Origin of the sequence: Egicoccus halophilus, assembly GCF_004300825.1 — a bacterium.
Lineage (GTDB): Bacteria > Actinomycetota > Nitriliruptoria > Nitriliruptorales > Nitriliruptoraceae > Egicoccus > Egicoccus halophilus.
Window position 1 is genome coordinate 2,090,255 of record NZ_CP036250.1, and the last position, 12,277, is coordinate 2,102,531.

The 12,277-nt window shown below is 72.1% G+C and carries 9 protein-coding genes; 4 read left to right on the forward strand and 5 right to left on the reverse strand.

The window, feature by feature from the left end; genetic code table 11:
• The first annotated feature begins 71 nt into the window (after nucleotides 1-71).
• Nucleotides 72-1,481, forward strand: a complete 1,410-nt coding sequence (locus ELR47_RS09315) for an MEDS domain-containing protein (protein ID WP_165403971.1) — start codon at nucleotides 72-74, stop codon at nucleotides 1,479-1,481.
• Here the strand turns inward: ELR47_RS09315 and ELR47_RS09320 are convergent.
• The 4 genes from ELR47_RS09320 to ELR47_RS09335 all read right to left on the reverse strand — a co-directional run bounded on the left by ELR47_RS09320 (nucleotide 1,454) and on the right by ELR47_RS09335 (nucleotide 4,513).
• The gene (locus ELR47_RS09320; protein ID WP_130649651.1) at nucleotides 1,454-2,185 is read right to left on the reverse strand and encodes a class I SAM-dependent methyltransferase; all 732 of its coding nucleotides are present in this window, start codon (nucleotides 2,183-2,185) and stop codon (nucleotides 1,454-1,456) included. The genes ELR47_RS09315 and ELR47_RS09320 overlap by 28 nt on opposite strands.
• 68 nt (nucleotides 2,186-2,253) lie before the next feature.
• A complete protein-coding gene (locus ELR47_RS09325; protein ID WP_130649652.1) occupies nucleotides 2,254-2,652 on the reverse strand; it encodes a DUF983 domain-containing protein in 399 nt (132 codons plus the stop codon).
• Between the two features lie 138 nt (nucleotides 2,653-2,790).
• Nucleotides 2,791-3,447, reverse strand: a complete 657-nt coding sequence (locus tag ELR47_RS09330; RefSeq protein WP_130649653.1) for an MBL fold metallo-hydrolase — start codon at nucleotides 3,445-3,447, stop codon at nucleotides 2,791-2,793.
• A gap of 58 nt (nucleotides 3,448-3,505) precedes the next feature.
• Nucleotides 3,506-4,513, reverse strand: coding sequence for a 2-hydroxyacid dehydrogenase (locus tag ELR47_RS09335; RefSeq protein ID WP_130649654.1), 1,008 nt, complete (start codon nucleotides 4,511-4,513; stop codon nucleotides 3,506-3,508).
• Nucleotides 4,514-4,864: 351 nt separating this feature from the next.
• Here ELR47_RS09335 and uvrA point away from each other — a divergent pair, with 351 nt between their 5' ends.
• The 3 genes from uvrA to ELR47_RS09350 all read left to right on the forward strand — a co-directional run bounded on the left by uvrA (nucleotide 4,865) and on the right by ELR47_RS09350 (nucleotide 10,939).
• The gene (gene uvrA / locus ELR47_RS09340; RefSeq protein WP_229730505.1) at nucleotides 4,865-7,759 is read left to right on the forward strand and encodes an excinuclease ABC subunit UvrA; all 2,895 of its coding nucleotides are present in this window, start codon (nucleotides 4,865-4,867) and stop codon (nucleotides 7,757-7,759) included.
• A gap of 118 nt (nucleotides 7,760-7,877) precedes the next feature.
• Nucleotides 7,878-9,536, forward strand: a complete 1,659-nt coding sequence (locus ELR47_RS09345; protein WP_188584370.1) for a CPBP family glutamic-type intramembrane protease — start codon at nucleotides 7,878-7,880, stop codon at nucleotides 9,534-9,536.
• Nucleotides 9,537-9,622: 86 nt separating this feature from the next.
• Nucleotides 9,623-10,939: a CAP and S-layer homology domain-containing protein gene (locus tag ELR47_RS09350; protein WP_130649657.1), complete on the forward strand. Its 1,317-nt coding sequence runs from the start codon at nucleotides 9,623-9,625 to the stop codon at nucleotides 10,937-10,939.
• A 29-nt stretch (nucleotides 10,940-10,968) separates the two neighbouring features.
• Here ELR47_RS09350 and ELR47_RS09355 read toward each other — a convergent pair whose 3' ends face one another.
• Nucleotides 10,969-12,156 carry a mechanosensitive ion channel family protein gene (locus tag ELR47_RS09355; protein WP_130649658.1) on the reverse strand — a complete coding sequence of 396 codons (1,188 nt, stop codon included), beginning with the start codon at nucleotides 12,154-12,156 and terminating at the stop codon, nucleotides 10,969-10,971.
• Nucleotides 12,157-12,277 lie beyond the last annotated feature (121 nt).

Here is a 12,277-nt window from a genome sequence, read left to right on the forward strand (position 1 = left end):
CCGAGGCTCCGGGCACACGCGACGCGGTACCGTGCCGGGTCGGTCGCAGCGGTCAGACAGAGGTGCGGGTCGTGGAGCAGGTCCCGGGCAGTGGTGGCCCGGCATCTTCCGTGGTCGGTGACGCGGTGGGGGACCACCTCGTCGGCTTCTACGACGACGAGGGTCACCTGGAACGGGCGGTCGTGTCGTTCCTGACGCCCGGACTGGAACAGGGCGGTGCCGGCGTGATCGTCGCGACGCCCGCGCACCGGACGCGGTTCGTCACGGCGCTGCGTCGGGCGGGCGTCGACGTCGACGACGCGCTCGCGGACGATCGACTGGTCGTGCTCGACGCCAGTGACCTGATCGAGGCGTTCCTCCGCGACGGAACGCCGGATCCGGACGAGTTCCGCCGCAGCGTCGGCGACGTGATGGCGCGGGCCGGACAGGGCGGTCGCCCGGTGCGCGTGTTCGGCGAGATGGTCGCCCTGCTCTGGGAACGCGGCAACGTCCCGGCCGTCATCGCCCTCGAGGACGCCTGGAACCGACTGGCGGACGAGCATCCCTTCGCGCTGTTCTGTGCCTACCCGATCCACGCCTTCGACGACTCGGCCGCCGCCGAGGCGTTTCGTGCCGTCGTCGACTGCCACTCGCACGTGCTGCCCTCGGAGGCGCTGGACGACGACGGCGGTCCGAACACGTCCGCGCGGCTGGTCGCCCTGCTCGAACAGCAGGCCAACGCGGAGCGCGCCGAGCGGGACCGGCTGCAGGTGCGGCAGGGGGAGCTGGAAGCCGAACTCGAGCGGTTGCGCGACCTGGATCGGCTGCGCAACGAGTTCGTCTCGATGGTCGTCCACGACATCCAGAGCCCGGCCACGGTCGTCGCGGCCCTGCTCGAGCTGCTGCGGAGCAACTGGGCGTCGCTTCCGGCCGACGCGGTCGAGGAGCACCTGGCCACTGCGCTGGAGAGCATCCGGCGGGTGGAGCGGCTCACCAGCGACATCCTGACGGTGGCCCGCATCGACTCCGGTCAGTTCAGCTACGTCCTGCGGTCGCTGGACCTGCGCAGCGTCGTCGAGCAGGCCGTCACGGGGGTTCGCGACGCGACCGGACGCCACATCGAACTGTCGGCGCCGTCGGACCTCGCGCCGGTGTGCGCCGATGCCGACCGGCAGCTGCAGGTGCTGACCAACCTGCTGACCAACGCGGTGAAGTTCTCGGCCGAGGGCACGGTCGTCACCGTCGCGATCGAACAGCAGACGGACCGGCAGCTGGTCCACGTCCGCGACGAGGGCATCGGCATCGCCCGCAACGAGCAGGTGGCCCTGTTCCTGCCGTTCTCGCGCCTGCATGACCGGCGCGACCGCCAGGCCCGCGGCACCGGTCTGGGACTGCACACCGCCAAGGCGCTGGTCGAGGGGCAGGGCGGGCGCATCTGGGTCGACAGCGAGCCGGGCAAGGGCTCGACCTTCACCTACACCGTGCCGCTCGCCGACACCTGACACGCGTGGCGGCGGGCGACGAGCCAGGCTTCGTGCCGGCCTCGGGAGCGCCAGCCCTCGGAGATCTCGAGGACCTCGAGGTCGGGCCAGCTGGCGGCGAGCCGGCCGAGCTCGCCGTCCTCCAGCAGCCAGCGTCGCGACGGCCGGTCGTGGCGTTCGAGGTTGGTGACGGTCGGCTGGCAGACGAGCAGAACGCCGCCCGGTGCGAGTCGGCCCGCGGCCTCGGCCCAGACCGCCCGGTCGAGGAAGTCGGAACTCAACACCACGTCCCACGGTCCGTCCGGCGGCCCGTCCACCGACAGGTCGGCTCGGTGCACCTCGAGGGCGACCCCCGCGGCCGCGGCCGCGTGCCTGGCCCGGCGGCACGCCTCGTCGGAGACGTCCACCAGGATGGTGTCCAGGCCGCGGCGCGCCAGCCAGACCGCGTGGCGGCCCGTGCCTCCCGCGAGGTCGAGCGCACGACCGGAGGTCGGGAGGTGGGAGGCCCGGTCGACGACGAAGGCGGCCGGCGCCGCCGGCGCGTCGCGCGCGGCGTGTCGGACGTTCCACCGCCGGCGCGCGTCGTCGGCGCTCCGCGCCGGGTCCGCCTCGACCGTCCCGGCCTCGGCGGACAGCCGCGCGGCGTCGTCGTCGCGACCGAGCCGGCGGAACCGCGCGGCAGCGGCGCGACGGAGCTCGTCGCGGACGGTGGCTGCGAACGACATGACGGTGCCTCGTGGGCGTCGAGCTCCGGCCTTCGCGGACCGGAACGAGGCCACACCGTAGACGTCGCTCAGTCCTCGGCGGGACGGAACTCCTCGAGGCGGGCGGGGAAGAACGTCAGGTCGAGCCCGACCCAGATCGACTTCGACCAGCCGTAGAGCAGGAACGGGACGATCCCGTTGAGGACCAGGCCGCCGTACAGCAGCGGGTTCCACGGCACGTCCGGCCACGTCAGCAGCATGCCACCGATGAACCACAACCCGAAGAAGATCAGCACGAGCGCGAAGATCACCGTCATCGCGCCGACCCAGTAGCCCTCCTCGCGCACGAACGAGAACCGGCAGGTCGGGCAGGACTCGTGCAGCTCGTTGAGACTGGCGAAGATGCCCCGGCTGCCGCAGTTGGGGCACCGGCCCCGCAACCCACGCACCAGCGGCGTGATCCGCGAACGCGGTGGGGACTGCTGCACGCTGACGGCCTTCGGTGACGGATCGCCAGGATACGACGCCACGGACACGTCTTCAGCCTGCAGCGGCGACGTCCGCACGACTCCCGCGGGTCCCGCCGAGAGCCACCGCCCCGCAGGGTCCACCGGGCCCGGTGGACCTCACCAGCCGCGCTCGCGCCACTCCTGCAGCGAGGGGCGCTCGGCGCCGAGCGTGGTGTCGTCGCCGTGGCCCGGGTAGACCCAGGTCTCGTCGGGCAGGCGTCCGAACACCAGCTCCTCCAGCCCGTCCAGGATCCGCCGGTGGTTGTCGGCGTTGCCGAACGTGTTGCCGGGCCCACCGGGGAACAACGTGTCGCCACTGAACAGGTGGGGTCGCGACTCGCCGTGGACGAGGTACAGCAGCGAGCCCTCGGTGTGGCCGGGCAGGTGCAGGACCTCCACCTCGAGGTCGCCGACGGTCAGCGTCTCGCCGCCGGCGAGCTCCCGGTCCACCGCATGCGGGAAGAGCTCGCCGTCGCCCGGGTGACCCCACACCTCGATGCCGGCGTCGTCTCGGATGCCGTCCCAGGCCCGCACGTGGTCCCAGTGGCCGTGGGTCTGCACCGCCGCGAGCGGCGTGAACCCCTCGAGCGCCTGCCGCAGCCGCTCGGGCCGCGCGGCGACGTCGACCAGCAGGGCCTCCTGCGTGCGGGTGCAGGCGATCACGTAGCAGTTGTTGTCCATCTCCTCGACGCTGAGCTTGCGCACGAACAGGTGTCCGTCGACGCGGTCCTGCCAGTCGCCGTCGGGTTCGACGTGTCCGGTGTAGTCCTCCACGGACGTCCTCCTCGTGCGGGTTGCGATCTCGTGCGTGTTGCGACGTGGTCGGTCGGGGTCAGCCGCGGACGGCCTGGATGCGGACCTCGTTGCCGCTGGCACGGCCCTCGGCGAACGCGCTGGCGTTGCCGAGCGTCGACTCGGCGATGTTGCGCAGCGCCTCCTCGGTGAAGAAGGCCTGGTGGGCGGTGATCAGCACGTTCGGGAAGGTCAGCAGGCGGCTGAACACGTCGTCGCGGATCACCGTGTCGGACAGGTCCTCGAAGAACAGGTCACCCTCCTCCTCGTAGACGTCCAGCGCCAGGTGGCCGATGCGGCCGTCCTTGAGGGCGTCGATGACCGCCTTGGTGTCGATCAGCGCGCCACGGGAGGTGTTGACGATCATGACGCCCGGCTTGGTCTTGCGCAGCGCGGCCTCGTCGATGATGTGGTGCGTGTCGGGCGTGAGCGGGCAGTGCAGCGTGATCACGTCGCACTCGCCGAGCAACGTGTCGAGATCCTCGTAGCGCACGCCGAAGTCGCGCACATCGTCGTTGGGGTAGGGGTCGTAGGCCCGGATCGAACACCCGAAGCCGCGCATGATGCGGGCGACGATCATGCCGATCTTCCCCGTGCCGATGATCCCGATCCGCTTGTTGCGAAGGTCGAACCCGAGCAGGCCGTCCAGCGCGAAGTTGCCGTCCCGGACACGGTTGTGCGCCCGGTGGATCTTGCGCTGCACGGCGAGCATCAGGGCCACGGTGTGCTCGGCCACCGCGTAGGGCGAGTAGGCGGGCACGCGCGCCACCGCGATGTCGTGCGCCTCGGCCGCGGCCAGGTCGACGTGGTTGTAACCGGCCGAGCGCAGCGTCAGCAGCCGGGTCCCGCCGGCCGCCAGCTGCTCCATCGTCGCCGCGTCGACGGTGTCGTTGACGAAGACGCACACGCCCTCGTAGCCGTCGGCCAGCGCGGCGGTGTTCGCGTCCAGGCGGGCCTCGAGGTAATGCAGCTCGTGGCCGTGGCGCTCGTTGGCCTCGTCGAGGAAGCGGCGGTCGTAGGCCCGGGCACTGAAGACGGCGATGCGCACGGAAGGTCTCCGACGGGTCGGCGGGTTCGTCGGGTCAGCCTAGGGATCACGGACGCGCGAGGCGCCCGGACCGTCGTCGGGGGGTGCCGGGCGCCGCGGTGCCGGCACCCGGTCGGCCGACACGCGCGACGACGTCGCAGGACGAGGGCACGAGCCTCCCCACGTCAGCAGCGCCCCACGCCGAACAGGTGTTCGACTCGGGCGGCTCCTCGCGGTAGGGTCAGGGTCAGTACCCTCGCCGTCGGCCCGCCGCCGTTCGGGCCCCGTGGCGCCGCCCGCCGTCGCCCACCTCGTCGCCCGTTCCGGTGCCGGTCGTTGCCGTGCCCGCTCCTCGCCGCAGGGGGATCGCCCGTGGCCACTCGTCGTCGTGACGCGCACGACCGCATCGTCGTGCGCGGTGCCCGCGAGCACAACCTCAAGGACGTCGACCTCGACATCCCGCGCGACGCGCTGGTGGTGTTCACCGGACTGTCCGGCTCGGGCAAGTCGAGCCTCGCGTTCGACACCATCTACGCCGAGGGACAGCGGCGCTACGTGGAGTCGCTGTCGGCATACGCGCGACAGTTCCTCGGGCAGATGGACAAGCCCGACGTCGACTTCATCGAGGGCCTGTCCCCGGCGATCTCCATCGACCAGAAGTCGACCTCGCGCAACCCGCGCTCGACGGTCGGCACCATCACGGAGATCTACGACTACCTGCGGCTGCTCTACGCCCGCATCGGGCTGCCCCACTGCCCCAACTGCGGGCGGCCCATCGCGCGGCAGACGGCCGAGCAGATCGTCGACCAGGTCCACGAGCTCCCGGCCGGCACCCGCTTCCAGGTCCTGGCACCCGTGGTGCGGGGACGCAAGGGCGAGTACGGCGCGCTGTTCCAGCAGCTGTCGACCGAGGGCTACGCCCGGGTGCGTGTCGACGGCGAGGTGCACCCGATCGACGAGGTGCCCCGACTCGAGAAGAACAAGAAGCACTCGATCGAGGTGGTCGTCGACCGGCTGGTGCAGAAGTCGGACATGCGCCGACGGCTGGCCGACTCCATCGAGACGGCGCTGCAGTTGGCCGACGGCATCGCGATGATCGAGGTGCTGCCCACCCGCGAGGCCGTGGCCGAGGCGCGTGAGCAGGGCCTGCCCGAGCCGCAGGCGGAGGAGCTGGTGTTCTCCGAACACCTCGCCTGCGCGCACTGCGGTCTGAGCTTCGAGCAGCTCGCCCCTCGCAACTTCTCGTTCAACTCGCCCTACGGTGCCTGCGAGACCTGCTCGGGCCTGGGCACGCAGCTCACGGTCGACCCGGAACTGGTCCTGGGCGATCCGTCGCTGTCGGTCGAGGACGGCGTCGTGCTGCCGTGGGGGACCGGGGCGCAGTGGAACTACTACCAGCAGTTGCTGCGCGCCACGGTCCGCCATGCCGGTGGCGAGCCCGCCACGCCGTGGAAGGACCTGTCCGCCGAGGTCCGCGACGCGGTGCTGCACGGCGTCGACGGTCGGGTGCAGGTGTCCTACACCAACCGCTACGGCCGGCGACGTTCCTACAAGGCCCAGGTCGAGGGCGTGATCCCCTCGCTGCTGCGGCGGCACGCCGAGACCGAGTCGGACCACGTGCGCCAGCAGGTCGAGCAGTACATGCGCGAGGTGCCGTGCCCGGCCTGTGACGGCAGGCGCCTCAAGCCCCTGGTGCTCGGGGTCACGGTCGGCGGCCGCTCCATCGCCGGCCTGACGGCGGCCTCCGTGGCCGAGGCCGACGCCTTCGTCGCGGGCCTCGAGCTGACCGAGCGCGAGCAGCTGATCGGCGCCCGGGTCATCAAGGAGATCCGCGCCCGCCTGCAGTTCCTGCTCGACGTCGGGCTCGAGTACCTCACCCTGGACCGGGCCGCCGGCTCGCTGTCGGGGGGCGAGGCCCAGCGCATCCGCCTGGCGACGCAGATCGGTGCAGGGCTGGTCGGGGTGCTCTACGTGCTCGACGAGCCCTCCATCGGGCTGCACCAGCGCGACAACGAACGTCTCATCGAGACGCTGGTGCGGTTGCGTGACCTCGGCAACACGCTGATCGTGGTCGAGCACGACGAGGCGACGATCGAGGCCGCCGACCACGTCGTCGACATCGGTCCGGGGGCGGGCGAGCACGGGGGCGAGATCGTCCACTCCGGCTCGGTCGAGGGGCTCAAGCGGCTCACCCGCAAGTCGCTCACGGGGGCCTACCTGTCCGGGGAGCGACGCATCGGGGTGCCCGCGGAGCGTCGCTCCGGCAACGGCCACATGCTGACCATCGAGGGGGCGACCGAGCACAACCTGCGTGACGTCACGGTCGACTTCCCGTTGGGTGCCTTCACGTGTGTCACCGGGGTCTCGGGCTCGGGCAAGTCGACGCTGGTCAACGAGATCCTCTCCCGCGTGCTGATGCGACACGTGTACGGCTCGCGGGCCCTGCCGGGCAAGCACGTGCGCACGACCGGGCTCGAGCAGGTCGAGAAGGCCGTGGTCGTCGACCAGTCACCGATCGGGCGCACCCCGCGGTCGAACCCGGCGACCTACACGGGCGTGTTCGACAAGGTGCGCCAACTGTTCGCCACCACCCAGGAGGCCAAGGTCCGCGGCTACCAGCCCGGCCGGTTCTCGTTCAACGTCAAGGGCGGGCGCTGCGAGGCCTGCCGCGGCGACGGCACGCTGAAGATCGAGATGCACTTCCTGCCCGACGTCTACGTGCCGTGCGAGGTGTGCAAGGGACGGCGCTACAACCGCGAGACGCTCGAGGTCCACTACAAGGGCAAGACCATCGCCGAGGTGCTCGCGCTGTCGGTCGACGAGGCGTTGGAGTTCTTCGCCAACATCCCCTCGATCGCCGGGTACATGCAGACCCTGCACGACGTCGGGCTCGGTTACGTCCGTCTCGGGCAACCCGCGACGACGCTCTCGGGCGGTGAGGCCCAGCGGGTCAAGCTCGCCACCGAACTGCGCAAGCGCTACAACGGCCAGACCGTCTACATCCTCGACGAGCCGACCACCGGCCTGCACTTCGAGGACATCCGACGGCTGCTCGACGTGCTGCACCGGCTGGTCGACAAGGGCAACACGGTGATCGTGATCGAGCACAACCTCGACGTGATCAAGACCGCCGACCACCTGATCGACCTCGGGCCCGAGGGTGGCGTGGGCGGTGGTTCGATCGTGGTCACGGGCACGCCCGAGGACGTCGCGGCGACCCCGGCCAGCTACACCGGCAAGTTCCTGCGCGACCTGCTGCCCACCTGACGGATCCCGGGTCGTGGGCGGTCGCCGCCCACGGTGCTCGTGCCGGGGCGACGGCGTCCGATGCTGGTGCAGACGGGCGTGCGCCCGCGTGTGCGCGATCGGTCCGTTCGTGTCCCTCATGCCGCCAGCCGAACCCCTGGCCGTCGACGTCGCGTTCGACCTCGACGAGGCCACCTGTCTGCGTGCCGTCGCGTACGTGCGGCGTCGGCTGCCCGAGACGCGCTGGCAGCTGGCCGGCGTGTCGGCGCTGACCTCGCTGCTGACCGTGCTCGGCGTCCACCTCGTGGTACCGCCCGGCCCGTGGAGTCTCGCCCTCGCGGCCGTCGGTGCGGTCGTCGGCTGGTGGTCGGCGATCGCGAACGCGCAGGCGGCCACCCGCCGGGCGCTGCGTGCGACCCCCGGCGCGCTCGGGCCACGCGTCGTGCGACTCGAGCGGGATGCGCTCGCGGTCGTCACCCCCGCGGCGAGCTCCCGGCTGGCCTGGGGCGGGGTGCACGACGTCGTCGACACCGGAGCGACGATCCTGGTCCTGACCGGGCCGCTGGCCGTCGTCCCGGTACCGCGCGCCGCCTTCCCCGACGCCGCCGTCGCCGACGACTTCCTCCGCCGTGCCCGCAGCGCGGTGGCCGGTGCCGCCGGCGACGCGGCCACCCTGCCCGCCGCCTCGGCGTCGTCGTCGGCGTCCTGGGACCTGCCGCCGGTGTCGTTCGGCGCCCGACGTGCGCTCGTCGCCGTCGTGCTCGCCCTGGTGCTCGAGCTGGTCCTGGCCGAGGGTGGTTACCGGATCGGCGAGCTCGTCGGCGACCTGTGGTGGGCACTGGGCGGGCTCGCCACCGCGCTCGGGGCGGTCCGCCTGGCCACGAACCGTCGTCTGCGCGAGGCCGTGGCGATCGTCTGGGGTGCCCGCCCCACGTGGCGGCACGTCGGCCTGGGGGTCGGGCTGGGGGCGCTGCTGTGGTTCGTCGACCAGGCCCTGGCCACCGTCGTCGGCGGTCTCTGGCCGGCGACGCTGGGCAGCAGCCAGGCCTGGCTGGAGGACGCGATGACGTTCGCACCGCTGGTCACCACGCTCGCGGTGGTGGTGACCGGGCCCATCGTCGAGGAGTTGTTGTTCCGCGGCGTGCTGCTGCGGGGCCTGCGCCGCCGCTGGGGCGTGATCTGGGCGGTGCTGCTGTCGTCACTGGCGTTCGCCGCGGTCCACCCCTCCGATCTGTCGCCGCCGACCCTCCTGCTGCTGCTGTCGACGTTCGCCGCCGGAATCCTGTTCGCCGTCGCGACGATCCGGACCGGCACCCTGACCGTCGCGGTCGTCGCCCACATGGTGGCGAACCTGGCCGTCACGTTGCTCGGGTTCCTGCCGGGGCCGGCCTGGATCGTCGAGGTCGGTCCGGACGCGCCGGTGACCGCCTTCGAACTCGCGGTGGGCGACTGTGCACCGGGGCTGCCCGACGAGGCCGACGACCCGGCCTGGCCGCAGCGGTGGGGCGCCGCCGAGCAGGTCGACTGCGAACGCCCGCACGACCTCGAGGTGTATCTGCGCGAGCCGCTCGAGCCGCAGGACGACGCGGCCGGTGTCGACCCCGACGAGGTCGACACCCGCTGCTACGACGCGTTCGCGCCCTACGTCGGCCGGGACTGGGAGACCAGCGCGCTCGACTACCTGGTCCTGGTGCCCAACGCCACGGCGTACGCGTCCGGCCAGCGGGAGCTGGTCTGCGTGCTGCACGAGGTGGAGCGCGACCCGCTCGAGGGCTCGATGCGCGGCAGCGGTCGGTGACCCGTGCCGGACCGCCGGCCGCTTGAGTCGACCCGTAGCCGGCCGATCCGTGCCCACGTGCCCGTGTCGCGAGGACGAGGACCGAGATGACGACCGCATCCGTCGGCCGCCCGACGCTGTTGTTGCTGGTCGTGTCGGCCCTGTTGCTGGGTCTGTGGAGCCCCGCCGAGGCGCAGACGCAGCGGGAACGCTCCGCCGACGAGCGGGCGGCGGAGTCCCGGCTCTTCGACCGGCACCAGGTGGCACGAGCGGATCCCGGCGCCTTCGGGCAGGCGACCTCACCCGCCGCACCACCCCTGCGGTGGGCCGAGGATCTCGCCGCGGTCGCGCGTGCCTGGTCCGACACCATGGTCGCCACCGACCGTTTCGTCGGGAACCCCGACGTGGTCACGCAGGTCTGCTGCGAGGTGGCCGTCACCGAGAACTTGGCGTTCGTCGAGGGCATCCCGGCCTACTACACGGTTCCTGCGGCGGCGGACCGGGTCGTGCAGATGCTCATGGCCTCCACCGGGCACCGCGCCCGTCTGCTGACCCCGACGTTGACCCAGGTCGGCATCGGGGTCACGATCGACGCGCGCGGCAAGCTGTGGGCCACGATGGTCTACCGCCAGCCCGACGCCAGCGCCCCGGAGGGCGCGACGTCCTATCCGTCCCCGGCGCCTGCTCCGCCCCCGGCTCTGGTTCCTACGCCGTCGCCGTCGCCGGCTCCGGTTCCTACGCCGGCTCCCGCACCGGCCCCCGCGCCACCCGCTGGAGGTACCGGCGGCCTCAACCCCCCGGTGCGCGACGTGGAACCGGCCTGCCCGGACCGCATCCCGGCAGCGCCGTTCGTCGATGTCACCCGGGCACCGGTGCACCGCGCGGTCGACTGCCTGCTCTGGTGGGGGATCGCGTCGGGCACCTCGCCGACCACGTTCTCCCCGGAACGCGAGGTGCGTCGCGACCAGATGGCATCGTTCGTCACCCGGGCGATCGAGAACTCCGGTGGCCGTCTGCCGGCAGCGACCCGCCACCACTTCCGTGACGTGCCTGTCGGCAGCGTCCACGCCTCGGCGATCAACAAGCTCGCGGAGGCCGGCATCCTCGGCGGCCGCCCGGACGGGACCTTCCAACCCGGCGCGCCGCTCTCGCGCGGCCAGATGACACAGACCCTCGTGCGCGCCTACGAGCACCGCACCGCACGCCCGCGCCCGGAACCGCACTACCGGTGGTTCTCCGACGTGACGGGCACCAGCTTCGAGCGGTCGGTCAACCAGGCGGCCGACGCCGGCTGGGCGGGGGGCTACGGCGACGGGACCTTCCGCCCCGACGGCGGGGTGCGCCGCGATCACCTGGCGCTGTTCCTCACCCGCTGGTTGACCACCATGGTCGAGGACGCCGGGGCGCCGCTGCAGCCCCGCTGAGGACGCCCGGGCGCATCCACCCGTGAAGGTCAGTCGGGCCGGGGCTCGCGGCCGCGTTCGAGGCGCAGCTCGGTCGTCTGGTCCCGGGTGCCGGGGACCGGCTCGTCGAGGTCGGCGGCTTCCTGTTCCGGAGGGCGGTCGAGTGGCCCGACGCCGGGTGGTACCAAGCCGCGGCGCCGCGGATGCTGGCGCGCGACCCCCGCGTCGTCGTGGTCGCGGGTGAGCAGGGGGTAGCCGCTGGCCATGCCGCCGACCTCGACCAGCTGCCCCTGCATGCGGATGTTCGCCTGGGAGAAGGCCCGGTGCAGCCGTTCTCGCAGCTGTCGGTTGATGTCCCAGTTCGCCATCGGCTTGGTCGGGGTGACGAGCCGGATCGACAGACCGCCCGGCCCGAAGTCCTGCACGCCCCAGATCTCCGGCGGACCGATGATGTCGTCGCCCCACACCGGGTCGGCGGCCAGGTCGGACGCCACCTTGTGGATGATCGCCTTCGCCGACGGGACGTCGCTGTCGAGCGCGAGCGGGATGTCCAGCATCGACCGGCTCCACTCCTGCGAGAGGTTGCCGACCTGCTGCACGTGACCGTTGAGGGTGTGCCAGACGGTGCCGTCGAGGTCGCGGATCGAGGTGGCGCGCAGTCCGACGCGTTCGACCTGCCCGATGCGCTGGTCCACCTCGATCCAGTCGCCGACGCCGTACTGGTCCTCGATGAGCATCGCGATCCCGGCGAGCACGTCGCGGACGAGCTGCTGGGCGCCGAACCCGATGACGATGCCGGCCAGCCCGGCACCCGCCAGGATCGGTTGGAGGTTGATCTGCAGGCTCTGCAGCACGGCGAAGACCGCGATGACCCAGACGATCACGCCGGCGACGCCGCGCATGACGCCGGTGATGGCGTGCAGACGCTGGAAGCGCCGCATGCGGTAGCGGGCCACGTCGAGCGTCCCGCGTTGCTCGCCCCGGTCGAGGCGCGCCTGGATGCGGCGCTCCATGGTGGTGCCGAAGCGGCTGATCGCCGAGCGGGCCAGCCGGGTCGCGACGAAGGCCACCGTGAGGATCAGCAGGATGCGCAGGCCGGCGGTGACGAGGCCGCCGGCGCGGGCAACCAGGTCGTTGCCGGTCAGACGGAACAGGACCTCACAGGTGAAGTCCAGTTCCTGGTCGTCGCCGACGATGCACACCTCGGTGAGCGAGTCGGTGGTCTGGGCGAGCAGCAACCGATCTCCTGGATCGTCCGGCGTCGTCGTCGCGTCCGGGGCAGCCTAGAGGTCGCGTCGCGGTGGCTGGCTACCCTCGTCGGCGCCGCAGGGTGGGGCGCCGTCGGCGCCGCCCGCGCCC